Here is a 25,651-nt window from a genome sequence, read left to right on the forward strand (position 1 = left end):
ACCGACCCGCACCGCCCCGTGCCGGGCGGTCCGCACCGCACGACCGCCCGACCGCCCGGCACCCCGTCAGCGAACCTCCATCCAGGGAGACACCACCCGTGTTCGACAACGTGCGCGAAGACCTCGCCGCCACCCTCGACGAGATCCGCGAGGCCGGCCTCTTCAAGCCCGAGCGGGTCATCGGCAGCCCGCAGAGCGCCGCCGTCACCGTCACCGCGGGCGGCCGCCCCGGCGAGGTGCTGAACTTCTGCGCCAACAACTACCTCGGCCTCGCCGACCACCCCGCCGTGGTCGCCGCCGCCAAGGACGCCCTGGACCGCTGGGGCTACGGCATGGCCTCCGTCCGCTTCATCTGCGGCACCCAGGACGTGCACAAGCAGCTCGAGGAGCGCCTCTCGCACTTCCTCGGCCAGGAGGACACGATCCTCTACTCCTCCTGCTTCGACGCCAACGGCGGCGTCTTCGAGACCCTGCTGGACGAGCGCGACGCCGTCATCTCGGACGCCCTCAACCACGCCTCCATCATCGACGGCATCCGCCTCTCCAAGGCCCGCCGGCACCGCTACGCCAACCGCGACCTCGCCGACCTGGAGCAGCAGCTCAAGGCCACCCAGGACGCCCGCCGCCGCCTCATCGTCACCGACGGCGTGTTCTCCATGGACGGCTACATCGCCCCGCTGCGGGAGATCTGCGACCTCGCCGACCGCTACGACGCGATGGTCATGGTCGACGACTCGCACGCCGTGGGCTTCGTCGGCCCGACCGGCCGCGGCACCCCCGAGCTGCACGGCGTGATGGACCGCGTCGACATCATCACCGGCACCCTCGGCAAGGCCCTCGGCGGCGCCTCCGGCGGCTACGTCGCCGCCCGCCGCGAGATCGTCGCCCTGCTGCGCCAGCGCTCCCGCCCGTACCTGTTCTCCAACTCGCTCGCCCCGGTGATCGCGGCGGCCTCGCTGACCGTGCTCGACCTGCTGGAGCAGTCCGGCGACCTGCGCGAGCGCCTGGCCGCCAACACCCACCTGTTCCGCACCAAGATGACCGAGGCCGGCTTCGAGATCCTGCCCGGCGAGCACGCCATCGCCCCGGTCATGATCGGCGACGCGGCCGAGGCCGGCCGCCTGGCCGAGCTGCTGCTGGAGCGCGGCGTGTACGTGATCGGCTTCTCCTACCCGGTCGTGCCGCACGGCCAGGCCCGCATCCGCGTGCAGCTGTCCGCCGCCCACTCGACCGAGGACGTCGAGCGCGCCGTCGCCGCCTTCGTCGACGCCCGCGAGGCGATGGGCAAGTAGCACCGCGGGGCCCGGCCCCGAACCGACCACCACCGCGGGGCGCGGCCCTACCCTCACCGCGCCCCTGCGGGGCAACCCCGGCCCCGCTCCGCCGTCGGCCCGGCCTTCCCCAGCCGGGCCGGCGGCGTTTCCCGGTGCCGCCGCCCCGCCCTCCGCGAACGCCCCGCCCTCCGTGCACGGCCCGGTGGCACCCGGGCGGCACCCCACGGGATGCGTAGCGGGCGCCGCCGCTGGACAGTCGCAAGGGAGGACCGGCCACCGGACCGCAGCCACTCCCGCGGTACCGGACCCGCCGGCCGGCGCACGCGGCGAGAGGAGCAGGGATGCCACCGGTGTCCGCGCTGCCCCGGCCCCGCGTCCCCTCCGCCGCCCGCCTGATCGCCGCGGCCGCCGTCCTCGCCGTGCTCGCCGTCTGCGCCCCGGTCACCTGGAACACCCTCGCCGAACCCGTCGGCCGCCCCGGCCCGGTCGCCGACCTCGCCGCCACCGGCCTCGGCGGCTGGTACGCGATCGGCACCCGGACCGTGCTGCTGGCCGCCGCACTCGCCTCGGTCGTCGCCGTCGGCCTGCTGCTCGCCCGCGACCCGCCGCCCGGCCTGCCGCACCCCGGCGTGGCCGGCAGCACCGCCGCCGGCGCCCTGCTGCTCAGCGCCGACCTGCGCGGCCAGCCCGTCGACGCCGTCCTCGGCCTCGCCGCCGTCGCGCTCGCCCTCGCCGAGGTCCTGCCGGGCACCCGCCCGCCCGACGGCCTCGCCCTCGGCACGGCGATCGCCCTCGAACCGGCGCTCGCCCTCTTCGCCGTCCTGCTGGTCCGCCGGGGGTCCCGACGGCACGCCCTCAACGCCCTCGTCCTCGCCTTCGCCCTGAACGTCGCGGCCTGGGCCGCCCGGCCGGCCGAGACCGCCAACGGCTGGCGGCAACTGATCGACCCGCTGGTCGCCGTCGGCCCCGACAACCAGTCGGCGTACGGCCTGCTGCTCCGCCTCGGCCTGCGCGGACCGCTGCTCGCCGCCGTCTGCCTGGCCGCCGTCGTCGCCGTCAGCGTCCTCGCGCTCCGCCGCGGCCCGGCCCTCGCCGCGGACGGACAGCACCTGCTCGCCGCCGGCGTGGTCGGCTGCGCCGCCGTGGTGGTCTCCCCGCTCACCGGGCCCGCCGACTTCGGCTGGCTGCTCGCCGCCGCGGTCGGCCGCCTCGGCCGCAGACCCGAGGACCGGGCGCTGTGGCCGGTCGTGGCCGTCACCGTCGCCCTGCTCTCCAGCAGCATGCTCGACCCGCAGATCGAACCGGTGACCACCTTCCTGCTGCGCGGCGCCGCCCCGCTGACCGCCGCCGCAGCCGCCGCCCTGCTGCCCTTCCGCCGCACCACCGACCCGCTCTGGACGCTGCACCGCACCCCCGCACCCACCCCGCACCGCCCCTTCGGCCGCCGCAGGCTGCCCCTGCTGCCCGCCAAGCTGCGCCCGGTCAGCCGGCCCAACCTGCTGATGGAACTGCTGTTCATCCAGGTCGGCTACGGCATCTACACCAAGATCCGCAACGCCGCACCGAACCGGATCGAGTCCGCCGTCGAGAACGCCCGTGACATCTACGGGGTGGAGAGGTTCCTGCACCTCGACGTCGAACGGGCGATCAACGGCTGGGTGCTGCACACCCACGGCATGCTCGACCTCTCGCTGCAGTACTACAAGACCTTCCACCTCATCGGGCCGCTGGCCGTGCTCGGCTGGCTCTACCTGCGCCACCCCCGCCGGTACCGCACCAGCCGCACGGTGCTCTTCACCGCGACCGGCCTCGCCCTGCTCGGCTTCTGGGGCTACCCGCTCGCCCCGCCCCGGCTCACCCCCGGCCTCGGCCTGCGCGACAGCCCGTACGGCGGGCCGGACGGCTCGCCGCTCGGCGCGCTCACCGCCCTCACCAACCAGTTCGCGGCGATGCCCTCGCTGCACTGCGCCTGGGCGTTCTGGTGCGCGGCGGCGGTGATCGCCGCGACCCGGCGGCGCTGGGTGTGGGCCGTCGCGGTGCTCTACCCGCTCATCACCCTGTTCGTGGTGGTCGGCACCGCCAACCACTGGCTGCTGGACGCGGCCGGCGGGGTGGCCGTCGTCCTCGCGGGCTGCCTGTTCCAGTACGTGCTCACCGGCCGGCGGATGTTCGACCGCTCGGCCGCACCGGCGGCCAGGCTCCGCGCCCGGTCCGGCCGGCCCCGGACCGACGGGACGCCGACGCCCGGCACCGGCTCCGCGGTCGACCGCCACCCGGCACCCGGCCCTCCGTCGCCCGCCCCGAGCACCGAACCCGCCGAACGCCGCCGGGACCCCTGAGACGCTTCGCCCGGCACGGGCCGTTGCGGGAGGTGTTCAGGGCCGCGGAACGACGGGCTCCGGGCCGCTGGCAGAATTGAGCCGTGATCGACGCACGACGGCTGCGGACCCTGCGGGCCGTGGCCGACCACCGCACCGTGACGGCCGCCGCGGCCGCGCTGTACCTCACCCCCTCCGCCGTCTCGCAGCAGCTCGCCGCGCTCGAGCAGGAGACCGGCCACCACCTGCTCGCCAGGGACGGCCGGGGTGTACGGCTCACCGCGGCCGGCGAGATCCTGCTCGGCCACGCGGACGCGGTGCTCGCCCAGCTGGAGCGCGCCGAGGCCGACCTCGCCGCCTACAGCGCCGGGGTCGCCGGCGAGGTCACCGTCGCCGCGTTCGCCACCGGCATCGCGCTCGTGCTGGCCCCCGCGATCACCGGACTGGCCGCCATGGCCCCCGGCGTCCGGCTGAAGGTCCTCGACGCCGAGGGCGACGCCAGCCTGCCGATGCTGCTGGACGGCCAGGCCGACATCGCCGTCGCCGTCGAGTACCGCGGCGCCCCGCGCGCCGACGACCAGCGACTGACCCGGGTGCCGCTGTACGCCGAGCCGTTCCGCGCCGTCCTGCCGCTCGGCCACCCGCTGGCCGCCCGCGAGGGTCCCGTCCCGGTCGCCGACCTGGCCGCTGAGCCGTGGATCGGCCCCTACCCCGGCAACCCCTGCCACGACGTGGTGCTGCTCGCCTGCGAACACGCCGGGTTCCAGCCCCGGCTGGTGCACTCCTCGGACGACTTCCGGGCCGTGGTCGCCCTCGCCTCCGCGGGCGCCGGCGTCGCCCTCGTCCCGCGCTCGGCCCTGCCCGGCGCCGACCTCTCAGCGGTGGCCGTCCGCCCGGTGGACACCGAACTCGCCACCCGCAAGGTCTTCGCAGCCGTCCGCGCCGGCGCCGAGCACCACCCGCTGATCGCCCCCGTCCTGACCGCCCTCACCGACGCCGCCCGCACCCTCGACAACCAGTGACCTGCGGACGGCTCACCCCGGGGCCCGCCGGGGCCGGGGTGAGCGGTTCACCGTTCAGGGACGGGCGGTCCTCGCCGCAGTCCCACCGCAGGTCGCCGTCCGCGGTCAGGTAGGGGTGGTGCGTCCCGCGGAAGCCGTCACCGGCCCCTCCGGGTGCTCCGTCATGCGTCCGTCCTCTCGGGGGGAGTCCGTTCGGGGCGGCCGGCCGCGGTGCGGTCGGGGCGCCGCTACCGGGGCGGGACGATGCGGTCCACCGCGGCGGCGACGAGTTCGTCGCGCTCCTGTGGGGTGAGCACGTCGGGCAGGGTGAGCTGTTCGACGATCAGCCAGTTCAGGGCGAGGTAGAGCAGTTTGACGGCCGTGGCGTCGCCGGGCAGGCCGGACGCCAGGTGGTAGGCGACGTTGGCGTCGAGGTCGGCGCGGACGCGCTCGGTGAGGACCATGCGCAGTTCGGGGCGGCGGGTCGCCTCCAGCCGGAGTTCCAGCAGCGCCAGGTAGCCGGTGCGGAAGGACGAGACGCGGGCCACCAGTTCGCGCATCAGCTCGGCGTAGGTCTCGCGGTCGCGCTCGGCCGTGCGGTGGCGGGTGACGGTGGCCTCGTCGGGCTGGAGCCGCTCGTAGACGCGCGCCCCGGCCTGGGTGAGCAGGTCGTCGCGGTTGGCGAAGTAGTTGGAGGCGGTGCCGGCGGGTACGGCGGCCTCCGCGTCGACGGCCCGGAAGGTCAGGCCCCGTGCGCCGTCCCTCGCCAGGACCTCGATCGCGCCGTCGACGAGGGCGGCCCGCCGCTGGTCGTTCCGTCTCACCATTGACACCACTCCAGTCGTAGTACTATGTTGAAACCACTTCAATCAGAGTACTACATGTGGAGTCATCAGAGTGCGAAAGCTCGTGTACTACGTTGCCGTCACCCTCGACGGCCGCATCGCAGGCCCCGGTGGCGAGTACCACTTCTTCCCCCAGGGGGACGAGGAGCAGGCCGCGGCCTACACCGCCTGGACCAACACGCTCTACCCCGAGACCGTCCCGACCGTCGCGCGAGCCTCCCTCGGGCTGGCCGACGCGCCCAACCGGCGCTTCGACACCGTCCTCATGGGCCTCGGCGCCTACCGCCCCGCCCTCGACGCGGGCATCACCAGCCCCTACGCCCACCTGCGCCAGTACGTGGTGTCCAGCACTCTCGCCCCCGACACCGACCCGGCCGTCACCGTCGTCCCCGGGGACCCGGTCGCCCTCGTCCGGGACCTCAAGAAGGAGGAGAACGGCAGCCTCGACATCTGGCTCTGCGGCGGAGGCAGGCTCGCCGGAGCCCTGCTCGGCGAGGTCGACGAACTGCTGATCAAGAACTACCCGGTGGTCGCCGGCGCCGGCATCCCGGCCTTCGACGGCACCTTCGACCCGACCGTCTTCGACGTCGCCGAACGCACCGCCTTCCCCAACGGCGTCACCCTCACCCGCCTCGTCCGCCGCTAGGACCTCTCCGTGCCTACCCCCGGGCCGCGTCCACCGGGCGGGGGCGGAGGGTGCGGAGGGCGGCCAGGGCCGCGCCGGGAGCGGTCAGCAGGAGGCAGGAGACGGTCACCGCGGCGACCGGCCGCCAGGGAAGCACCAGGGGCGGGGGACTGCCGAGCAGGGCCAGGGCGGCGTTCATGGCACCGAGTTGGACGGCGGCGACCGCGCAGCCCAGCAGGGCGCCCACCGCCACCACGAGCAGCGACTCGCCGGTCACCAGCCCGACCACCTGCGTCCGGGTGGCGCCGGTGAGGCGCAGCAGGGCGAGTTCCCGGCGGCGGTCGGCGGTCGCCATCGCGAGGATGTTGACGAGGGCGATGCCGGTGTACGTCAGTGCGAGGCCGAGGACCAGCACGATCCTCAGCCGGGCGGTCCGGCCGTTGGCGGGGGCGGTGGCGGACAGCCACCGTTCGCGGGTGTCGACCCAGGCGCCGAAGCGGGCGGCCGTGGCGCGCAGTCCCGCCTCCAGCGAGACCCGGTCCGACCCGGGGGCGGACCGGACGTCGATGCGGTCCGTCCGGGATCCGGGAGCGTTGGCGGCGGTCACGTACAGGCCGTTGTCGCCGAGTCCGTCCCGCAGGACGGCGGCGACCCGCAGGGTCGCCCGGCGGCCGTCCGCGAGGACGACCGGCACCGGGTCGCCGACGGCCCGGTGGCCCCACTCCAGCGGCAGCATGATGCCGTCGTCGGTGAGCGCGGCGACCGATCCGGCGACCACCGGCAGCCGGGCCACTCCGGCCAGTGCGGCGGGATCGGCCGTCCGCGCCTCCGAGCGCACCGCGTTGCCGTCCGGCTCGACCAGTGCGAGCCGGGTCGGTCCGGTGGGGGAGACGACCGCCCCGGGGAGTGCCCGCAGAGCCTCCACCAGCCCCGGGCGGCCCGTACCGGGGGTGTCCGTACCGGAGGTGTCCGCACCGGGGGTGAGGACGAAGTCGGCGCCGGTCCGCGCCCGGGCCTCGGCCGTCCGGGAGGCGCTCACGGTGTCCACGGCGCCGGCCAGCGAGCCGGTCAGGGCGACCGACACCAGCACCGGCGCGGCGATCGCCCCGGTGCGGCGCACCGCGGCGGCGGCGTTCTCCCGCATCAGCCGACCCGACCAGCGGGACAGCCGGGCCGGCAGCCGGCCGAGCAGGCGCAGCAGCGGCCGGGTGAGCACGGGCGCGAGCAGCCCGCAGGCCGAGACGAGCACCATCGGCCGGACGGTGTACGTCTTGCGGTGCAGCAGGTCGACGGGGTCCGTGAGCAGGGCCGAGCCGATCAGCCCGGCCGCGGCCGCCAGCAGCCCGAGGCCCCATATCCAGCGCCCGGTGGTCATCACGCCGGTGTCGAGGTCGGCGCTGCGCAGGGCGTCCAGCGGGCCGAGGCGCCCGGCGCGGCGGGCGGCGACGAGGACGCCGCCGAGGGCGACCAGCAGGCCGGTCAGGAACGCGGCGGCCAGGGGCCAGGTCCGCTGGTCGACGGTGAACCCGGGCGGGGCCATCCCGACCTTCGTCAGCCACCGCACCGCCGCGGGCGCGCCGAGCCGTCCGAGCACGCACCCGGCGGCTGAGGCGACGGCGCCGACCACCAGCGCCTCGGCCAGTACCGCGCGCCTCACCTGGGCGCGGGTGGCGCCGGCCAGCCGCAGCAGTCCGAGCTCGCGACGGCGCCGGGCCACGGTATAGGCGAAGGTCGAGGCGACGACGAACGCCGAGACGAAGGCGCTCACCCCGCCGGCGGTGCCGAGCGCGGCGACCAGCGACACCATCGCCTCGCCGCCGCCCCCGGGCCAGGACACCGCGGTGGCCAGGCCGAGCAGCATCACCGCCGTCATCGCCACTCCGAGGGCCAGAGCCGTGAACGCACCCAGCAGCGACACCCAACGCACCCTCAGCGACCTCAGCGCGATCCGCATCATCCTCATGCCCTCCAGCCAACCGCCGGCCGCCGGGCCGGATCAGCAGGCCGGGGCCCACCTTCCGGGGTAGGGCCAGCCCTACCGCGCGGGCCGCCGGGGTCGTCTAGGGTTTGTCTGCCGCCTAGGGTCTGTCCGACGATTCGCGTCGCGCGCGCGGCGGGAATCGTCGGACAAGCCCTGGGGTGGGGCGGAACCGGGCGGGCGGAGGGGCGGCGGGATGGGCACGGACGGGTACGGCGGTGCGCCGTGGCAGGCGTTGGCCCGGCCCGGATTCCTGCGCGGCGGGCTGCCCTGGCGGGCCGCCGGCTACCTGCTGGCCTCCGGGACGGCCGGGCTGCTGCTCTGTGCGGGGCTGCTGCTGGCGGGGACGGTCGCCGGTGCGCTCGCCGTCCTGCTGGTCGGGCTGCCCCTGCTGCTGGGCCTGGGTCTGGTCGGGGTGCCGTTCGCGGCGTGGGAACGGCGGCTGGTGCGGCTGCTGGACGGCACGCCGGTGCCCGGACCGCACCAGGTGCCGGCCCGCCCGGGTCTCCCGGCCTGGCTGCGGCTGCGCTACCGGGAGCGGGCGACCTGGCGGGAGCTGGGTTTCGCGGCGCTCGCCGCCTTCGTGCTGTGGCCGATCGACCTGACCGTCGCGGGCTGCGCCATCGCGGTGCCCGGCTACCTGCTGGCGGCGCTTCCACTGCTGCTGCTCGACGGCGAGCAGGTGAACGTCCTCAAGCTCTGGCAGGTCCACTCCCCGTACGTGGCGGCGGCGTTGGGTGTCGCCGGGGTGCTGGCGGCGGCACTGCTCGCCTATCCGCTGACCGCGGTGGCGGCGGGGCGGGCCGCGCTCGTGCGGGCGGTACTGGCGCCGGGCGGCCAGGAGGCGCGGATCGGCGAACTGGTCCGCTCGCGGGCCCGGTTGGTGGACGCCTTCGAGGCGGAACGGCGCCGGATCGAGCGGGACCTGCACGACGGTGCCCAACAGCGCCTGGTCGCCCTGGCGATGACGCTCGGACTCGCCAGGCTGGACGCGCCGCCCGGCAGCCCGCTCGCCGACCGGCTGGCGCAGGCGCACCGGGAGGCGGGGGACGTGCTGGCCGAGCTCAGGGAGTTGATCAACGGCATCCATCCGCAGGTGCTGACCGACCGGGGTCTGCCGGACGCCTGCGCGGACGCCGCCGACCGGTCGCCGGTGCCGGTGGACGTCACCTTCGCGCTGCCCGGTCGGCTGCCGGCCGCGGTCGAGTCGGCCGGCTGGTTCGCGGTCACCGAGGCACTGGCGAACGTCACCAAGCACAGCGGTGCCCGTTCCGCCCGCGTCGACGGGCGGTACGCCGACGGTCTGTTGACCGTCGAGGTGTCGGACGACGGACGCGGCGGCGCCGATCCGGCGGGCGGCACCGGTCTCACCGGCCTGGCCGACCGGGTCTCCGTGGTCGACGGCACCCTGACGGTGAGCAGCCCGCCCGGAGGCCCGACCCTGCTGCGCGTGGAGATCCCGTGCACCCCGATCGGCCCGCGCGCCGAGGACCTCACACGCACCTCGGACCTCACGCACACCCCGGACCGCCCGTGAGGCCGCTGCGGGTGGTGCTCGCCGAGGACGGCGTACTGCTGCGCGAGGGCCTGATCGGCCTGTTGGAGCGCTTCGGCCACCAGGTGGTCGCCGCGGTGGGGGACGCCGGGGCGCTGAGCGCCGCCGTCGACGAGCACGTGCCGGACGTCGTCATCACCGACGTGCGGATGCCGCCCGGGCAGACCGACGAGGGCCTGCGGGCCGCCGTCGCGCTGCGCGCCCGGCGCCCCGGCCTGCCGGTGCTGGTGCTCAGCCAGTACGTGCAGCGCTCGTACGCCGCCGAGCTGCTGGACTCGGGGGACGGTTCCGGCGTCGGGTACCTGCTGAAGGACCGGATCGGGCAGGTCGAGGAGTTCGTGGCGGCGGTCGGCACGGTGGCGGCCGGCGGCACCGTGGTGGACCCGGAGGTGGTGCGCCAGCTGCTGCGGCGCCGGCGCGACCCGCTGGACCGGCTGACGCCGCGCGAGCGCGAGGTGCTGGCGCTGATGGCCGAGGGCAGGTCCAACGCGGCGATCTGCCGCGAGCTGGTGGTGTCCGAGGCGGCCGTGGGCAAGCACATCGGCAACATCCTGATGAAGCTGGACCTGCCCCCGGCGGAGGAGACCCACCGGCGGGTCCTGGCGGTGCTGGAGTTCCTCCGGGCCTGAGCGGCGGGCCGGTGGCGTTCACCCGGCCGGGCCCTCCCCGGCAGGGTCCTCCCCGGCGGCGGTGCGGTCGAGGACGGCCCGGACGACCGTCGGCCAGTCGGCCCGGTCCAGCCCGTGGCCGGCGTCCGGCAGGGGCAGGAGCCGCGCACCGGGGATCCGCTCCGCGAGGTCCTCGCCGTGCGGGAGCGGGAACATCGGGTCGGCCGTCCCGTGGACCACCAGGACGGGCACGGCGATCGAGGAGAGCGGCGCCCGGGTGGGGCCGCCCTCCGGCAGCGCGTCGTGGTTGCGGGCGGCGGCGATGTCGCGGGCCCGCCCGACCTCGTGGCGGGCCAGGTCCCGGACGGCGGCCTCGTCGAACGGACGCCGCCCCCCGGCGAGCAGGCGGGCGTACGCGACCAGGTGGCGGACCACTGCGTCGGCGTCCGAGGGGTCGGGGCCCGGGGCCGCGAGGAAGGCCATGAGCTCCTCGGCCGGCGCGGGCAGCGCCCGGTCGCCGGGCACGGCGGAGGAGGTGCTGATCAGGACGAGGGAGAGGACGCGGCCGGGGTCGTCGAGCGCGAGCAGCTGCGCGAGCGCTCCGCCGGCCGAGACGCCCACGACATGGGCGGCCGGGATGCCGTAGCCGTCGAGCACCCGGGCGGCGTCGGCGACCAGGTCCGCACCGGTGTAGCCGGGGCGGCCCGGCGGGTAGGTGGTCGAGCGGCCTGTGTCGCGGTGGTCGTAGCGGATCACGAAGCGGCGGCCTCCGGCGAGCAGCCGGCAGAAGCCCTCCTCCCACCAGAGCATCGAGGCGCCGATGCCCATGACGAGCAGGACGGGCGGATCCGCCCGGTCGCCGAAGGACTCGGTGCACAGCTCCACGCCGTCCCCGCCGACCGTCCGCTCGACCATCGCCGCGCCTCCTCCCGTGTCCCTCCACGGTGCCCGCGCCACGGCAGCACCGGAATCTGACGGCCCGTCGGGCTCGATCTCCGGTATCCGGACTGCTCAACGGCATGGCTGGCATATGCTGCTGGGCGGCCCGCCCCCGACCACCCGGCAAGGGGGCCACCGCACCCTCGGCAGGAGAGCCCGTGAGCCACGACCACGACATCGACCCCGCACCCCTGCCGGTGGCGGTGATCGGCCTCGGCGACATCGCGCAGAAGGCGTACCTCCCGGTGCTCACCGCCCAGCCGGGCCTCGACCTGAGGCTGATGACCCGCGACCGTGCCAAGCTGGACCGCCTCGGCGACGCCCACCGGATCGCGCACCGCTACACCGACCTCGGCGAGGTCATCGACAGCGGGATCCGGGCCGCCTTCGTGCACGCCTCCACCAGCCAGCACGTCCCGATCGTCGAGCAGCTGCTGACCGCCGGCGTCGACGTCTACGTGGACAAGCCGCTGGACCACACCCTGGACGGCGCCCGCCGGCTGGTCGACCTCGCCGAGCAGGCCGACCGTTCGCTGCTGGTCGGCTTCAACCGCCGGCACGCCCCCGGCTACCTGCTCGCCCAGGAACGGTCGCGCGACCTGATCGTGCTTCAGAAGCACCGCGAGGGGCTCCCGGAGTCCGCCCGTTCCGCCGTCTTCGACGACTTCATCCACGTGGTCGACACCCTGCGCTTCCTGGTGCCGGGCGAGATCGAGCACGTGGACGTCCGCTCCCGCAGCCGCGACGGCCTGATGGAGCACGTCGTGCTCACCCTGGCGGGCCAGGGCTTCACCGCCCTCGGCATCATGAACCGGATGAGCGGCGCCACCGAGGAGGTGCTGGAGGTCTCCGGCGGCGACTCCAAGCGCAGCGTCATCAACCTCGCCGAGATCGTCGACTTCCGCGGCCAGCCGACCGTCCGCCGCCGCGGCGACTGGGTGTCGGTCGCGCGCCAGCGCGGCATCGAACAGATCGTGCTGTCCTTCCTGGAGTCCGTCCGGGCCGGCAAGGTGCTCTCCGCGCGGGACGCGCTGCGCACCCACGAGCTGTGCGAGCACGTCGTCGAGCAGATCGAGGCCCAGGCCTGACGGACCGCCACCGGCCGGTGGCGGTCGCGCCGGCGCCCCCGGCCGGCCCGTGGAGCGGGCCGTACGGGGGCACCCGTGCGCGAGGCTCAGCTGTTGGTGCAGACGTTGCCGGCCGGCGGGTTCAGCAGGCCGATCAGGTTGATGCTGTTCCCGCAGGCGTTGACGGGAATGTGGATCGGAACCTGAACCACGTTGCCGGACAGCACGCCCGGGGAGTCGGTGGCCGTGCCGACGGCGCTCGCGTCTGCGTTGGCCACGCCGGCCGAGCCGAGCACGAGAGCACCGGCGGCGACGGTCAGCGCGAGAGCCTTGCGGATGTCCTTCACGGTCTTCTCCAATTCGGGAGGGGACGTTCCTGGGTGGAACCCGGGCGCCGGGCCGACGGCCTGCCGGCCGGGCGGCGCCCGACACCCAGTCTTGGCACGGCGGGGCGGAACGGTCCTCCGGGCACGCGCGAGGTTCGCCCGCCCGGGTGGGAATCTCCACGACCACTGGGCCATCGGCGCTACTCGGGACCCCGCTTCTGATTACGGGCTGTGACGACCCGTCGGATTCGGGCCCGCACCACCCCCGTGCGGCCACGGCCCTCGCCGGACGAACCGTTCCACCGGGCCGCCCGTCGACCGGACTCCCGGGGCGGCCGGGAACCGGCTCCGGAACCGGTTCCGGGCCAAAACAAGCATGCATGCTTGATTTATTCACGGGCCGCTGCCAGGCTGCTGCACGACCAGCGCAGGGGAGGCGGGCATGCTCAGGATCGGCAATGCGTCCGGGTTCTACGGCGACCGGTTCGCCGCGTTCGAGGAGATGCTCACCGGTGGACCGCTGGACGTGCTGACCGGCGACTACCTCGCCGAGCTCACCATGCTCATCCTCGCCCGCGACCGGCTGAAGGACCCGGGCCTCGGCTACGCCAAGACCTTCCTCCGGCAGGCCGAGCAGTGCCTCGCGCTCGCCGCCGAACGCGGCGTCAAGCTCGTCGTCAACGCCGGCGGACTCAACCCCGCCCGGCTCGCCGAGGCGGTCGCCGAACTCGCCGCCAAGCAGGGCCTCGCACTGCGCACCGGCCACGTCCTCGGCGACGACCTGCTCGCCCGCGCCGCGGAGTTCGGCCCCCGGCCCGGCCTGCTCGCCGCCAACGCCTACCTCGGCGGGGCCGGCATCGCCGCCTGCCTGCGCGGCGGCGCCGACGTCGTCGTCACCGGCCGGGTCACCGACGCCGCGCTCGTCACCGGCCCCGCCATGGCCCACTTCGGCTGGGGACCCGACGACCTCGACCCGCTCGCCGGCGCCGTCGTCGCCGGCCACGTCCTCGAGTGCGGCGCCCAGGCCACCGGCGGCAACTACGCCTTCTTCCGCGAGCACCTCGGCCCCGGCGCCGACCCCCGCCCCGGCTTCCCGCTCGCCGAGATCCACGCCGACGGCAGCAGCGTCATCACCAAGCACCCCGGCACCGGCGGCGCCGTCACCGTCGAGACCGTCACGGCCCAGCTGCTCTACGAGACCGCCGGACCGCGCTACGCCGGACCGGACGTGACGGCCCGCCTGGACACCGTCCGGCTCGCCCAGCAGGGGCCCGACCGGGTGCTCGTCGAGGGCGTCCGCGGCGAGGCACCGCCGCCCGGCCTCAAGGTCGGCCTCAACCGGCTCGGCGGCTACCGCAACGAGGTCGTCTTCGTCCTCACCGGCCTCGACGTCGAGGCCAAGGCCGACCTGGTGCGCCGCCAGTTCGAGCAGGCGCTCACCCGCCGGCCCGCCGAACTCCGCTGGACCCTCGCCCGCACCGACCACCCCGACGCCGACACCGAGGAGGCGGCCTCCGCGCTGCTGCGCCTCACCGTCCGCGACCCCGACGAGCGGGCCGTCGGCCGGGCCGTCGGCGCCGCCGCCGTCGAACTCGGCCTCGCCGGCTACCCCGGCTTCCACCTCACCGCACCGCCCGGCCCCGGCACCCCGTACGGCGTCTTCGAGACCGCGTACACCGACCGGCGCGGCGTCCCGCACACCGCGGTGCTGCCCGACGGCACCGCCCGGCCCGTCCCCGCACCCGACCGCACCCGGCCGCTCGAACCGCTCGCCGAACCGCCGATGCCGGAGCCGCTGCCCGCCGGGCCGACCCGCCGCGCCCCGCTCGGCCTGGTCGCCGGCGCCCGCAGCGGCGACAAGGGCGGCGACGCCAACCTCGGCGTCTGGGCCCGCACCGAGGACGGCTGGCGCTGGCTCGCCCACACCCTCACCACCGACCTGCTGCGCCGACTGCTCCCCGAGACCGCCGCACTGACGGTGGAACGGCACCTACTGCCCAACCTGCGGGCCGTCAACTTCACCATCGCCGGGCTGCTCGGCGAGGGAGTCGCCGCACAGGCCCGTTTCGACCCGCAGGCCAAGGCGCTGGGGGAGTGGCTGCGCTCCCGGCACCTCGACATCCCGGAGGCCCTCCTGTGACCGTCCTCCCCACCCGCCTCGACCCCGGCGGCGCCGAGCACACCGCCCACCGGGCCGCGATGCTGGAGAAGCTCGCCGCCCTCGACGCCGAACACGCCAAGGCGCTGGCCGGCGGCGGCCCCCGCTACGTCGAGCGGCACCGCAACCGCGGCAAGCTGCTCGCCCGCGAGCGCATCGAACTCCTCCTCGACCAGGACTCGCCGTTCCTGGAGCTCTCCCCGCTCGCCGCCTGGGGCAGCGACCACCCGGTCGGCGCCGCCCTGGTCACCGGCATCGGGGTGATCGAGGGCACGGTCTGCGTCATCACCGCCAACGACCCGACCGTGCGCGGCGGCGCCAGCAACCCGTGGACGCTGAAGAAGGCGCTGCGGGCCAACGAGGTCGCCCTGCACAACCGGCTGCCGCTGGTGAACCTGGTCGAGTCCGGCGGCGCCGACCTGCCCAGCCAGAAGGAGATCTTCATCCCCGGCGGGGCGCTCTTCCGCGACCTCACCCGGCTCTCCGCCGCCGGCATCCCGACGGTCGCCGTCGTCTTCGGCAACTCCACCGCCGGCGGCGCCTACGTGCCCGGCATGTCCGACCACACCGTGCTGGTGCGCGAGCGCGCCAAGGTCTTCCTCGGCGGCCCGCCGCTGGTCAAGATGGCCACCGGCGAGGAGGCCGACGAGGAACGGCTCGGCGGCGCCGACATGCACGCCCGCACCTCCGGCCTCGCCGACCACGTCGCCGAGGACGAGCCGGACGCCTGCCGGATCGCCCGCCGGATCGTCAAACGGCTGCACTGGCAGCGCAGCGGCCCGCTGCCCGACACCACCGCCGAGCCGCCGAAGTACGACGAGGAGGAGCTGCTCGGCATCGTCCCCGGCGACCTGCGGGTGCCCTTCGACCCGCGCGAGGTCATCGCCCGGATCGTCGACGGCTCCGACTTCGACGAGTTCAAGCCGCTGTACGGGCCGAGCCTGGCCACCGGCTGGGCCACCGTGCACGGCTACCCCGTCGGCATCCTCGCCAACGCGCAGGGCGTGCTCTTCAGCGCCGAGTCGCAGAAGGCCGCCCAGTTCATCCAGCTCGCCAACCAGCGCGACATCCCGCTGCTCTTCCTGCACAACACCACCGGCTACATGGTCGGCGAGGCCTACGAGCAGGGCGGCATCATCAAGCACGGCGCGATGATGATCAACGCGGTCTCCAACTCGCGCGTCCCGCACCTGTCCGTGCTGATGGGCGCCTCCTACGGCGCCGGGCACTACGGCATGTGCGGGCGGGCCTACGAGCCGCGCTTCCTGTTCGCCTGGCCGAGCGCCAAGTCCGCGGTGATGGGCCCGCAGCAGCTCGCCGGGGTGCTGTCCATCGTCGCCCGGCAGTCCGCCGCCGCCAAGGGCACCCCGTACGACGAGGACGCCGACGCGGCGATCCGCGCCATGGTCGAGCAGCAGATCGAGGCCGAGTCGCTGCCCGCCTTCCTCTCCGGACGGCTCTACGACGACGGCGTCATCGACCCACGGGACACCAGGACCGTGCTCGGACTCTGCCTCTCCGCCGTGCACAGCGGCCCCGTCGAGGGCGCCCGCGGCTACGGCGTCTTCCGGATGTAGCTTCTCGTGGAGGAACGACCCAAGTGATCACCTCTCTGCTGGTCGCCAACCGCGGCGAGATCGCCCGGCGGATCTTCCGCACCTGCCGCGACCTCGGCATCGCCACCGTCGCCGTGCACTCCGACCCGGACGCCGACGCCCCGCACGTCCGGGAGGCCGACACCGCCGTCCGTCTCCCCGGCGCCGCCCCCGCCGACACCTACCTCCGGGCCGACCTGCTGATCGCCGCCGCCCGCGCCGCCGGCGCGGACGCCGTCCACCCCGGTTACGGCTTCCTCTCCGAGAACGCCGACTTCGCGCAGGCCGTCCTCGACGCCGGACTCGCCTGGATCGGGCCGCCGCCCGCCGCGATCGCCGCCATGGGCTCCAAGACCGCGGCCAAACGGCTGATGGCCGCGGCCGGCGTACCCGTCCTCACCGTCGGCGCCGAACCCGCCGAGGCCGACCTGCCGCTGCTCGTCAAGGCTGCGGCCGGCGGCGGCGGACGCGGCATGCGGATCGTCCGCGACCTCGCCGAACTGCCCGCCGCGCTCGCCGCAGCCCGCGCCGAAGCCCTCTCCGCGTTCGGCTCCGACGAGGTCTTCTGCGAGCCGTACCTGCCCACCGGCCGGCACGTCGAGGTCCAGCTGATGGCCGACACCCACGGCACCGTGTGGGCCGTCGGCGACCGCGACTGCTCCCTGCAGCGCCGCCACCAGAAGGTGATCGAGGAGGCCCCCGCCCCCGGCCTCACCGCACGGCAGCGCACCGAACTCCACCGCGCCGCCGTCGACGCCGCCCGGGCCATCGGCTACGTCGGCGCCGGAACCGCCGAATTCCTGCTCGCCCCCGACGGCCGGCTCGCCTTCCTGGAGATGAACACCCGCCTCCAGGTCGAACACCCCGTCACCGAATGCGTCACAGGCCTCGACCTGGTCGCCCTGCAGATCGCCGTCGCCGAGGGCGAGGCCCTGCCCGCCGAACCGCCCGCCACCACCGGCCACGCCGTCGAGGTCCGCCTCTACGCCGAGGACCCGGCCCGCGACTGGCAGCCCCAGACCGGCACCCTGCACCGCCTCGCCCTCGCCCACCCGCACACCGAATTCACCACCGGCGGGGCCACCGCCGGACTGCGCCTGGACTCCGGCGCCGAGGACGGCACCACCGTCACCGTGCACTACGACGCCATGCTCGCCAAGGTCGTCGCCTGGGCCCCCACCCGGGCCGCCGCCGCCCGCCGGCTCGCCGACGCGCTCGGCCGCGCCCGGATCCACGGCCCCGCCACCAACCGCGACCTGCTCGTCCGCGCCCTGCGCCACCCCGCCTTCCTGGAAGCCCGGCTGCACACCGGCTTCCTCACCGAACACGCCGCCGACCTCACGGCCCCCGACGGCAAGGACACCCCGCTCGCCGCCCTCGCCGCCGCCCTCGCCGACGCCGCCTCCCGCCGCACCGCGCTGCCCTCCGGCTGGCGCAACCTGCCCTCCCAGCCGCAGGTCAAGCGGTACCGCGCCGCCGACGGCGGCGAATGGGAGGTCCGCTACCGGATCGGCCGCCACGGGCTCGACGCCGAGGGCCATCCCGGCACCCGGTTGCTCCACTCCGCCCCGGACCTGGTCGTCCTGGAGACGGGCACCCTGCGGCAGACCTTCCACGTCGCCGCCCACGGCACCGGCGTCTGGGTCGACGGGTCGAACGGCGCCACCGCCCTCACCGCCCTCGACCGCTTCCCCGACCCGGCGCAGCGGACCGACCCCGGCGCCCTGCTCGCCCCCATGCCCGGCACCGTCGTCCGCACCGCCGCCGCGGTCGGCGACACCGTCACCGCCGGACAGCCGCTGCTCTGGCTGGAGGCGATGAAGATGGAGCACCGGGTCACCGCCCCCGCCGACGGGCTGCTCACCGAACTCCGCGTCGCCCCCGGCCAGCAGGTCGAGCCCGGCGCCGTCCTCGCCGTCGTCCAGCCCGCCTGAGCCCCGCACACCCCGTACGGCACCCACCCTCACCGCCCGGAAGGACGCCGCATGTCCGCACCGCGCACCACCGCAGGCACCCTCGTCGAGACCCCCGAACAGCTGGCCCTGCGCCGGGCCGTCGCCGACCTCGCCGCCCGCTTCGGCCCCGCCTGGTTCCAGGCCAAGGCCCGCGCCGGCGAGTACGCCGACGAACTGTGGGCCGAAGCCGGCAAACTCGGCTACCTCGGCGTCAACCTGCCCGCCGAGTACGGCGGCGGGGGCGCCGGCATCACCGAACTCGCCATCGTCCTCGAAGAGCTCGGCGCCGGCGGCTGCCCGCTGCTGATGCTCGTCGTCTCACCCGCCATCTGCGGCACCGTCATCGCCCGTTACGGCACCGAGGAACAGCGCCGCCGCTGGCTTCCCGGCCTCGCCGACGGCACCCGCCGGATGGCCTTCGGCATCACCGAACCCGACGCCGGCTCCAACTCCCACCGGATCGCCACCGTCGCCCGCCGTGACGGCGAGGACTGGCTGCTCACCGGCCGCAAGGTCTTCATCTCCGGCATCGACCACGCCGACGCCGTGCTCTTCGTCGCCCGCACCGAGGACGCCCGCACCGGGCGGCTGCGGCCCTCGCTCTTCGTCGTCCCCCGGGACACCCCCGGCTTCGAGTACCGGGCCATCCCGATGGAGCTGGTCGCCGCGGAGAAGCAGTTCCAGGTCTTCCTGGACGACGTCCGGCTGCCCGCGGACGCCCTGGTCGGCGACGAGGACGCGGGCCTGCTGCAGCTCTTCGCCGGCCTCAACCCCGAACGGATCATGACCGCGGCGTTCTCCATCGGCGCCGCCCGCCGCGCCCTCGACACCGCCGTCGACTACGCCCGCACCCGCACCGTCTGGGACACCCCGATCGGCGCCCACCAGGGCATAGCCCACCCGCTCGCCCAGTGCGCCATCGAGGTCGAACTCGCCCGGCTGATGACCCAGAAGGCCGCCCACCTGTACGACGCCGGGGACGACCTCGCGGCGGGCGAAGCCGCGAACATGGCCAAGTACGCCGCGGCGGAAGCCGCCTGCCGGGCCGTCGACCAGGCCGTCCAGACCCTCGGCGGCAACGGCCTCACCCAGGAGTACGGCCTCGCCGCCCTCCTCACCGTCACCCGCGTCGGCCGGGTCGCCCCGGTCAGCCGCGAGATGGTCCTCAACTACGTCGCCCAGCACACCCTCGGCCTGCCCCGCTCGTACTAGGAGGTCACGAGGTCAGGGGCGCGGGAACTGCGCAATCGGGATGCGGCCCACGTACAGATCCGGGCTTGGCCCGTGCTGTCCTGGTACCCGGTCCCGGACTGCGCAGTTCCGCCCCCAGCCTTCGGCCGGGAGGTGCCCCCAGCGCCCCTGAGTGGTCGCCCTCGTTTCGTGCTGTACGCCCTCTGGGCGGCGGGGCGGAAAACGGGCAGGCTGTCACCCGGCAACCTGGCAGCACCGCGAGCTCCCCACCACCCCCGCCGGAGGTATGCATGGTGTTCCGCAGCGACCACCCCGAGATCGAGCCCGTCGACCTGCCGATCCACGACGCCGTCCTCGGTGACCTGAACGGCCGGGCCGAGCTGCCCGCCCTGGTCGACGGCGTCACCGGCCGCACCCTCAGCTACGCCGAGCTCGACCTCGCCGCCCGCCTGACCGCGGCCGGCCTCGCCGAGGCGGGTGTCCGCCAGGGGGACGTGGTCGCGCTGTTCAGTCCGAACACCATCGCCTGGCCGGTCGCCTTCTACGGCGCGACCCGCACCGGCGCCACCGTCACCACGGTCAGTTCACTCGCCACCGCGGGTGAACTCGCCGGGCAGTTGCGCGACAGCGGCGCCCGCTGGATCGTCACCGTCTCCGCCTTCCTGCCGGTCGCGACCGAGGCCGCCGCCGCGCTCGCCGCCGAGGGCCGCCCGATCGCGGAGGTCTTCGTCTGCGACGAGGCCCCCGGCCACCGCTCGCTCGCCGACCTCGCCGCGACCACCGCGGCGGAGCCCGCCCCGCGGATCGACGCCGGCGACCTCGCCGTGCTGCCGTACTCCAGCGGCACCACCGGCCTGCCGAAGGGCGTGATGCTGACCCACCGGTCGATCGGCTCGAACCTGGCGCAGACCGACTCGGTGCACGCCACCGCCGCCGGCGAGCGGATCATCGCCGTGCTGCCCTTCTTCCACATCTACGGCCTGACGGCGCTGCTCAACCATCCGCTGCGCTGCGGCTCGACCGTCGTCGTGCTGCCCCGTTTCGACCTGGAGCAGTTCCTGCGGACCATCCAGGAGCAGCGGATCGAGGGCGTCTTCGCGGCCCCGCCGATGGTCCTCGCGCTGGCCAAGCACCCGCTGGTCGACCGGTACGACCTGTCCTCGGTGAAGTACGTGCTCAGCGCCGCCGCCCCGCTGGACGCCGAGCTCGCGGACGCCGCCGCCCGCCGGCTCGGCCTGCCGCGCATCCACCAGGGCTACGGCATGACCGAGCTCTCCCCGGTCACCCACGTCGTCCCGCTGGACGACCCGGCGCCGCCGCCCGGCACGGTCGGGAAGATGGTGGCCTCCACCGAGCTGAGGATCGTCTCGCTGGACGACCCCGACACCGACCTGTCGACGGGTCAGCGCGGCGAGCTGCTCTTCCGCGGTCCGCAGGTGATGAAGGGCTACTTCGGCCGCCAGTCGGAGACCGACGCGATGCTGGACGCCGACGGCTGGCTGCACACCGGTGACGTCGGCTACGTCGACGAGGACGGCTACCTCTTCGTCGTCGACCGGGTGAAGGAGCTGATCAAGTACAAGGGGTACCAGGTCGCGCCCGCCGAGCTGGAGGCGCTGCTGCTCACCCACCCGGAGATCGCGGACGCCGCGGTGGTCGGTGTCACCGGCGAGGACGGCACCGAGCGCCCGAAGGCCTTCGTGGTGCGGGCCCCCGGCAGCGAGCTGACCGGGGCCCAGGTCCAGGAGTACGTGGCGGCGCAGGTGGCCCCGTACAAGAAGGTGCGGGCGGTGGAGTTCCTCGACGCGGTGCCGAAGTCCGCGAGCGGCAAGATCCTCCGCCGCGAGCTGCGGGCCCGCCCGTCCGCCACCGGCGCGCCGGCGATCTGAGAGGATCGGGCGCAACCGCCGTACACCGCCACCGGAAAGCCAGGCCATGACCGCCCACGCCGCCGCCCTGCGCACCCCGCAGCAGGACCGAAGCCGCGCCACCCGCCGCCGCCTGCTGGAGGCCGCCGTGGAGTGCCTGGCCGAGCTGGGCTGGCAGGGTTCGACGGTCGCCGTGGTCGCCGAGCGGGCCGGGGTGACGCGGGGCGCCGCCCAGCACCACTTCCCGACCCGCGAGGACCTCTTCACGGCGGCCGTCGAGCACGTCGCCGACGAGCGGCTGGCCCAGGTGCGGGCCAGCGCCGAGCAGCTGCCGCCGGCCGGTCCGGGGCGCACCGAGGCCGTGGTCTCCATGATCGTCCGGCTCTACACCGGTCCGCTGTTCCGCGCCGCGCTGCACCTGTGGGTGGCCGCCGCCACCGAGGACGCGCTGCGCGAGCGGATCGTCGCGCTGGAGAACCACGTCGGCCGGGAGTCCCACCGGGCCGCCGTGGAGTTCCTCGGCGCGGACGAGTCCCGGCCCGGGGTGCGGGAGACCGTGCAGGCCACCATGGACATGGCCCGGGGCCTCGGCCTGGCCAACCTGCTGACCGACGACGGGGCCCGCCGGGCCGGGATCGTCCGCCAGTGGGCCGGGCTGCTGGAGGCGGCACTGGCCGGCGGGGGACCGGCCGCGGACGGTCCGGCCGGCGGGAGATCGGCGTGCTGAGTACGAACAGACCGCGCCCGGCCGGACGGCGACCCGCAGTCGCCGTCCGGCCGGGCTTTGTGCAGTCTGGTGGGGACCGGATTGGCCGGCCTCCCACCGGGAAGGTACCGGGCAGGTGAACTCCTGAAGATGCACGGATTCGACTGGACCGCCACCGACGGCGCCGGCCGCGGTGAGGCGGGCGCCGCTTCGGCGCGCCTGGCCGGACACCGGCTGGTGCCGCTCGCCACCGCCCTCCTCCAGGAGGACGGCCGCATCCTGCACTGGAGCGAGGAGGCCGAGGCGCTCTCCGGCCACTCCGCCGAGGACGCCGTCGGCTCCTACGCGGCCGAACTGCTCGTCCCCGAGGGCCGGCGGCAGGCGGCCGACGAGCTGTTCAAGCAGATCATGGCGGGCTCCGGCTGGTCCGGCATCCACCCGATCCGGCACCGGGACGGCTCCGACGTCGAGATCGAGTTCCACACCTACCCGATCGCCGGCCCCGGCGGTCAGCACCTGCTGCTGGTCACCGGCTCCGACGTCCGCGCGCTGCGCCAGGTGGAGGCGGACCTCGCCGTCCTCGACGGCATCTTCAACCAGTCCCCGATCGGGATGGCGGTCTACGACACCGACCTGCGCTTCGTCCGGCTCAACCACGCCCTCGCCAAGATCAACGGCGTGCCGGTGGACGAGCACATCGGCCGCCGCGTCTCCGGCGTGCTGCCCGGCCTCAACAGCGCCGAGATCGAGGCCGTGATGCGCCAGGTGCTCACCACCGGCCGCCCGATCGTCGACGCCCGCTCGCACGGCCGCACCCCCGGCGAGCCGCGCCGCGACCGCGCCTGGTCCGCCTCCTACTTCCGGCTGGAGGACTCCACCGGCCGGGTGCTCGGCGTCAGCTCCTCGCTGATCGACGTCACCGAGCGCTTCCAGGCCGAGGCGCGCGCCGCCCGCGCCCAGGAGCGCCTCGCCCTGCTCGCCGAGGCCACCGCCCGCATCGGCACCACCCTCGACCTGCAGCGCACCGCCGAGGAACTGATCGAGGCGGTCATCCCGCGGTTCGCCGACTTCGCCACCGTCGACCTGCTGGAGCCGGTGCTGCGCGGCGAGGAGCCCGCCCCCATCCAGCCCGACAAGCCGATCCTCGTCCGCGCCGTCGCCGTCGGCGAGGCCTACGAGGCCGGGCTCACCCGGGCCGCCGACGCCGTCGGGGCGACGACCGAGTACGACGCCCAACGCGTCTACACCCAGTGCCTGCGCAGCGGCCGGCCGCTGCTGCGCTCGCACGTCGACGAGGAGGTGCTGCGCGGCCTGGTGCCGACCTCCGACCGGGTGGGTCCGGGCATCGCCGCGGGCGTCCACTCGTACCTGATGGTGCCGGTGCTGGCCCGCGGGATGGTGCTCGGCGGCGCCGAGTTCGTCCGCACCCGCAACCCGGAGCCGTTCACCGCGGCGGACGTGGCGCTCGCCGAGGAACTCGTCGCCCGCGCCGCCCTCGCCATCGACAACGCCCGGCTGTACCGCCGCGAGCGCGAGACCGCCCTCACCCTGCAGCGCAGCCTGCTGCCGCAGGAGATCCACCGCACCCTCGGCCTGGAGATCGCCCACCGCTACCTGCCGAGCAGCCTGGTCTCCGAGGTCGGCGGCGACTGGTTCGACGTGGTGCCGCTCTCCTGCGGCCGGGTCGCCCTGGTCGTCGGCGACGTGATGGGCCACGGCATCCGGGCCGCCGCCACCATGGGCCAGCTGCGCACCGTCGCCCGCACCCTGGCCACCCTCGACCTGCCGCCCGAGCAGGTGCTCACCCGCCTCGACGAGACCGCCAACGCCATCGGCGAGGGCCAGTTCGCCACCTGCATCTGCCTGGTCTACGACCCCGTGGACCGCACCTGCACGGTCGCCTCGGCCGGGCACCTGCCGCCCGTCCGGGTCGCCCCGGACGGCACCGCCAGCACGGTCGACCTGCCGCCCGGCGTCCCGCTCGGCATCGGCGGTGCGGGTTTCGAGAGCGTCGAGTTCACCCTGCCGGTCGGTGCGACCGTCGCCCTCTACACCGACGGACTGATCGAACGGCGGGGCCAGGACATCGACGAGGGCATCGCGCTGCTCGCCCGCACCCTGGCCGGCCGGCCGCGGACCCTGGAGGAGAGCGCCGACGCGGTGCTCGCCGCGCTGGTCGCCGAGGGCACGGACGACGACATCGCGATGATCCTCGCCCGCGCGCTGCCCGTCCCCGCCGAGCGGATCGCCACCCTCGACCTCCCGGGCGAGGGCCCGCTGCCCGCGCAGGCCCGCCGCTTCACCCGGGCCACCCTGCAGGCCTGGGGCCTGGCCGGGCACTCGGACTTCGCGGAACTGATGGTCAGTGAACTCGTCACCAACGCGCTGCTGCACGCCGACGCGCCGCGCCGGCTGCGGCTCTACCGCGACGACCGCACGCTGACCGTCGAGGTCTCCGACGCCGGCAGCCAGTCGCCGCGGCTGCGCTCCTCGGCCGAGGAGGACGAGGGCGGCCGCGGGATGCACCTGGTCAGCGAACTCGCCCACCGCTGGGGCACCCGCCCCACCAAGGAGGGCAAGGTGGTCTGGGCCGAGGTCGAACTCCCTTACCGCGCCGGATAGTTGTTCGAGGAATTCGCCGATTTCCCGCACGGTGCCCGCTGCCGGGCCCGACGATGGAGGTCCGAGCACGAGCGGCGCGCGGCCGACCGGCCCCGCGGCGGCAGAGGGGGATCCGAGCGCATGCCCGTGCACCTGGGGGAGCGGTACACGCTGTCCTTCGCCTGCCTGGCCGAGGTGAAGTCGGCCGGCACCGTGGTCACCACCCGGTGGAAGGTCAGCCAGCTGTCCTCGCCGGAGTACCTCCGCCCGCGCGAGGGCGCCGCCACGACCCTCTTCCGCTGCCCGACCTGCCGGACGGACTTCACCGTCCGGGTGGAGAGCCTGGCCATGGCCCGGGCGAAGCGGCTCGCCAACCTGGTGGCCGGCGTGGTGCTGCTCGCCCTGCTGCTGCTCTGGGTGCCGATGCTGGTGCACTACGGCGGGCAGACGGTGGACGAGTCCCGGGCCGACTCGACCGCCGGCACCATCGGCCTGCTCGTCCTGGCGACGGCCGCCTCGTTCGTCGGCGGCCTGACCGCCTTCAAGGTGGGCCGTGCCTACACCGGGATCAACAAGCTGCGCAGGACCACCGGCGAGGGCCGGCCCTCCGTCCGGGTGAGGGGCCACACGTTCTGGCCGTAGCGGGCGTCAGCCGCCGTCGGTGCCGCGGGACCTGACGCCGGGCCAGTCGAGGCGGAGCTGCTGGGCACGGGGCAGCGAGGCGACCACCAGGTCGTACGAGTCCTCGATCATGTCCAGGACCAGCCGGGCGGGCAGCGAGCCGTCCAGCAGCACGGTGTTCCAGTGGCGCTTGTTGAGGTGCCAGCCGCCGGTGATCGCCGGGTGCTCGGCCCGCAGCCGGACGGCCAGGTCGGGATCGCACTTGAGGCTCACCGACAACGGCGAGCCCTCCAGCGCGCTGAGGGCGAACATCTTCCCGCCGACCTTGAACACCGAGGTCTCGGCGTTGAACGGGAAGGTCTCCTCGGCGCCGTTCAGTGCCAGGCAGGCCGTCTTGAGGGCTTCGGGCGTCATGCCCCC

At 75.0% G+C, this 25,651-nt stretch carries 20 protein-coding genes; 15 read left to right on the forward strand and 5 right to left on the reverse strand.

The genetic code is table 11. The features are described from left to right. The first annotated feature begins 98 nt into the window (after nucleotides 1–98). The 3 genes from AB0442_RS02855 (at nucleotide 99) to AB0442_RS02865 (ending at nucleotide 4,614) form a co-directional block, all read left to right on the forward strand. Entirely contained in the window at nucleotides 99–1,292 is a 1,194-nt protein-coding gene (locus AB0442_RS02855) for a glycine C-acetyltransferase (protein WP_344625869.1), read from the forward strand. Nucleotides 1,293–1,615: 323 nt separating this feature from the next. Then, nucleotides 1,616–3,613 carry a phosphatase PAP2 family protein gene (locus AB0442_RS02860; RefSeq protein ID WP_366160190.1) on the forward strand — a complete coding sequence of 666 codons (1,998 nt, stop codon included), beginning with the start codon at nucleotides 1,616–1,618 and terminating at the stop codon, nucleotides 3,611–3,613. Nucleotides 3,614–3,696: 83 nt separating this feature from the next. Continuing rightward, a complete protein-coding gene (locus AB0442_RS02865; RefSeq protein WP_366160191.1) occupies nucleotides 3,697–4,614 on the forward strand; it encodes a LysR family transcriptional regulator in 918 nt (305 codons plus the stop codon). A gap of 227 nt (nucleotides 4,615–4,841) precedes the next feature. Here AB0442_RS02865 and AB0442_RS02870 read toward each other — a convergent pair whose 3' ends face one another. Further along, complete coding sequence (locus tag AB0442_RS02870; protein WP_366160192.1) at nucleotides 4,842–5,420, reverse strand: TetR family transcriptional regulator; 579 nt, start codon at nucleotides 5,418–5,420, stop codon at nucleotides 4,842–4,844. 70 nt (nucleotides 5,421–5,490) lie between these two features. Here AB0442_RS02870 and AB0442_RS02875 point away from each other — a divergent pair, with 70 nt between their 5' ends. Next, nucleotides 5,491–6,084: a dihydrofolate reductase family protein gene (locus tag AB0442_RS02875; RefSeq protein ID WP_366160193.1), complete on the forward strand. Its 594-nt coding sequence runs from the start codon at nucleotides 5,491–5,493 to the stop codon at nucleotides 6,082–6,084. Between the two features lie 13 nt (nucleotides 6,085–6,097). Here AB0442_RS02875 and AB0442_RS02880 read toward each other — a convergent pair whose 3' ends face one another. Then, nucleotides 6,098–8,026, reverse strand: a complete 1,929-nt coding sequence (locus AB0442_RS02880; protein WP_366160194.1) for an ABC transporter permease — start codon at nucleotides 8,024–8,026, stop codon at nucleotides 6,098–6,100. 211 nt (nucleotides 8,027–8,237) lie between these two features. Between AB0442_RS02880 and AB0442_RS02885 the strand changes: the two genes are divergently transcribed. After that, nucleotides 8,238–9,578 carry a sensor domain-containing protein gene (locus AB0442_RS02885; protein WP_366160195.1) on the forward strand — a complete coding sequence of 447 codons (1,341 nt, stop codon included), beginning with the start codon at nucleotides 8,238–8,240 and terminating at the stop codon, nucleotides 9,576–9,578. Between the two features lie 14 nt (nucleotides 9,579–9,592). Further along, on the forward strand, nucleotides 9,593–10,225 hold the full coding sequence (locus tag AB0442_RS02890; RefSeq protein WP_363540754.1) for a response regulator transcription factor: 633 nt from the start codon (nucleotides 9,593–9,595) through the stop codon (nucleotides 10,223–10,225). A gap of 18 nt (nucleotides 10,226–10,243) precedes the next feature. Here AB0442_RS02890 and AB0442_RS02895 read toward each other — a convergent pair whose 3' ends face one another. After that, nucleotides 10,244–11,119 carry an alpha/beta fold hydrolase gene (locus AB0442_RS02895; protein ID WP_366160196.1) on the reverse strand — a complete coding sequence of 292 codons (876 nt, stop codon included), beginning with the start codon at nucleotides 11,117–11,119 and terminating at the stop codon, nucleotides 10,244–10,246. Between the two features lie 215 nt (nucleotides 11,120–11,334). On the opposite strand from AB0442_RS02895, the gene AB0442_RS02900 reads away from it, so the two are divergent. Further along, nucleotides 11,335–12,231 carry a Gfo/Idh/MocA family oxidoreductase gene (locus AB0442_RS02900; RefSeq protein ID WP_366160327.1) on the forward strand — a complete coding sequence of 299 codons (897 nt, stop codon included), beginning with the start codon at nucleotides 11,335–11,337 and terminating at the stop codon, nucleotides 12,229–12,231. Between the two features lie 86 nt (nucleotides 12,232–12,317). Here AB0442_RS02900 and AB0442_RS02905 read toward each other — a convergent pair whose 3' ends face one another. Then, entirely contained in the window at nucleotides 12,318–12,569 is a 252-nt protein-coding gene (locus tag AB0442_RS02905; RefSeq protein ID WP_366160197.1) for a chaplin, read from the reverse strand. Between the two features lie 409 nt (nucleotides 12,570–12,978). Here AB0442_RS02905 and AB0442_RS02910 point away from each other — a divergent pair, with 409 nt between their 5' ends. The 8 genes from AB0442_RS02910 (at nucleotide 12,979) to AB0442_RS02945 (ending at nucleotide 25,252) form a co-directional block, all read left to right on the forward strand. Beyond that, nucleotides 12,979–14,676, forward strand: a complete 1,698-nt coding sequence (locus AB0442_RS02910; protein ID WP_366160198.1) for an acyclic terpene utilization AtuA family protein — start codon at nucleotides 12,979–12,981, stop codon at nucleotides 14,674–14,676. Next, nucleotides 14,673–16,271 carry a carboxyl transferase domain-containing protein gene (locus AB0442_RS02915; protein WP_366160200.1) on the forward strand — a complete coding sequence of 533 codons (1,599 nt, stop codon included), beginning with the start codon at nucleotides 14,673–14,675 and terminating at the stop codon, nucleotides 16,269–16,271. The genes AB0442_RS02910 and AB0442_RS02915 overlap by 4 nt, the downstream gene beginning before the upstream one ends. 23 nt (nucleotides 16,272–16,294) lie before the next feature. After that, nucleotides 16,295–18,223 carry a biotin carboxylase N-terminal domain-containing protein gene (locus AB0442_RS02920; protein ID WP_366160201.1) on the forward strand — a complete coding sequence of 643 codons (1,929 nt, stop codon included), beginning with the start codon at nucleotides 16,295–16,297 and terminating at the stop codon, nucleotides 18,221–18,223. A gap of 51 nt (nucleotides 18,224–18,274) precedes the next feature. After that, the gene (locus AB0442_RS02925; RefSeq protein WP_366160202.1) at nucleotides 18,275–19,456 is read left to right on the forward strand and encodes an acyl-CoA dehydrogenase; all 1,182 of its coding nucleotides are present in this window, start codon (nucleotides 18,275–18,277) and stop codon (nucleotides 19,454–19,456) included. Between the two features lie 269 nt (nucleotides 19,457–19,725). After that, entirely contained in the window at nucleotides 19,726–21,324 is a 1,599-nt protein-coding gene (locus AB0442_RS02930) for an AMP-binding protein (RefSeq protein ID WP_366160203.1), read from the forward strand. Nucleotides 21,325–21,370: 46 nt separating this feature from the next. Next, a complete protein-coding gene (locus AB0442_RS02935; protein ID WP_366160205.1) occupies nucleotides 21,371–22,030 on the forward strand; it encodes a TetR/AcrR family transcriptional regulator in 660 nt (219 codons plus the stop codon). 129 nt (nucleotides 22,031–22,159) lie between these two features. Further along, a complete protein-coding gene (locus AB0442_RS02940) occupies nucleotides 22,160–24,631 on the forward strand; it encodes a SpoIIE family protein phosphatase (protein WP_366160206.1) in 2,472 nt (823 codons plus the stop codon). Nucleotides 24,632–24,751: 120 nt separating this feature from the next. Further along, on the forward strand, nucleotides 24,752–25,252 hold the full coding sequence (locus AB0442_RS02945) for a hypothetical protein (protein ID WP_366160207.1): 501 nt from the start codon (nucleotides 24,752–24,754) through the stop codon (nucleotides 25,250–25,252). A 6-nt stretch (nucleotides 25,253–25,258) separates the two neighbouring features. Here AB0442_RS02945 and AB0442_RS02950 read toward each other — a convergent pair whose 3' ends face one another. Beyond that, the gene (locus AB0442_RS02950; protein WP_344625853.1) at nucleotides 25,259–25,645 is read right to left on the reverse strand and encodes an MmcQ/YjbR family DNA-binding protein; all 387 of its coding nucleotides are present in this window, start codon (nucleotides 25,643–25,645) and stop codon (nucleotides 25,259–25,261) included. Nucleotides 25,646–25,651 lie beyond the last annotated feature (6 nt).

It is taken from the genome of Kitasatospora sp. NPDC085895 (assembly GCF_040702125.1).
Lineage (GTDB): Bacteria > Actinomycetota > Actinomycetes > Streptomycetales > Streptomycetaceae > Kitasatospora > Kitasatospora arboriphila.

Excerpts from the sequence above, each read along its gene's own strand:
- AB0442_RS02860 (WP_366160190.1), top strand. The coding sequence starts at position 1,616 with ATGCCACCGGTGTCCGCGCTGCCCCGGCCCCGCGTCCCCTCCGCCGCC.
- AB0442_RS02870 (WP_366160192.1), bottom strand. The coding sequence starts at position 5,420 with ATGGTGAGACGGAACGACCAGCGGCGGGCCGCCCTCGTCGACGGCGCG.
- AB0442_RS02880 (WP_366160194.1), bottom strand. The coding sequence starts at position 8,026 with ATGAGGATGATGCGGATCGCGCTGAGGTCGCTGAGGGTGCGTTGGGTG.
- AB0442_RS02885 (WP_366160195.1), top strand. The coding sequence starts at position 8,238 with ATGGGCACGGACGGGTACGGCGGTGCGCCGTGGCAGGCGTTGGCCCGG.
- AB0442_RS02895 (WP_366160196.1), bottom strand. The coding sequence starts at position 11,119 with ATGGTCGAGCGGACGGTCGGCGGGGACGGCGTGGAGCTGTGCACCGAG.
- AB0442_RS02910 (WP_366160198.1), top strand. The coding sequence starts at position 12,979 with ATGCTCAGGATCGGCAATGCGTCCGGGTTCTACGGCGACCGGTTCGCC.
- AB0442_RS02925 (WP_366160202.1), top strand. The coding sequence starts at position 18,275 with ATGTCCGCACCGCGCACCACCGCAGGCACCCTCGTCGAGACCCCCGAA.
- AB0442_RS02930 (WP_366160203.1), top strand. The coding sequence starts at position 19,726 with ATGGTGTTCCGCAGCGACCACCCCGAGATCGAGCCCGTCGACCTGCCG.
- AB0442_RS02935 (WP_366160205.1), top strand. The coding sequence starts at position 21,371 with ATGACCGCCCACGCCGCCGCCCTGCGCACCCCGCAGCAGGACCGAAGC.
- AB0442_RS02940 (WP_366160206.1), top strand. The coding sequence starts at position 22,160 with ATGCACGGATTCGACTGGACCGCCACCGACGGCGCCGGCCGCGGTGAG.
- AB0442_RS02945 (WP_366160207.1), top strand. The coding sequence starts at position 24,752 with ATGCCCGTGCACCTGGGGGAGCGGTACACGCTGTCCTTCGCCTGCCTG.
- AB0442_RS02950 (WP_344625853.1), bottom strand. The coding sequence starts at position 25,645 with ATGACGCCCGAAGCCCTCAAGACGGCCTGCCTGGCACTGAACGGCGCC.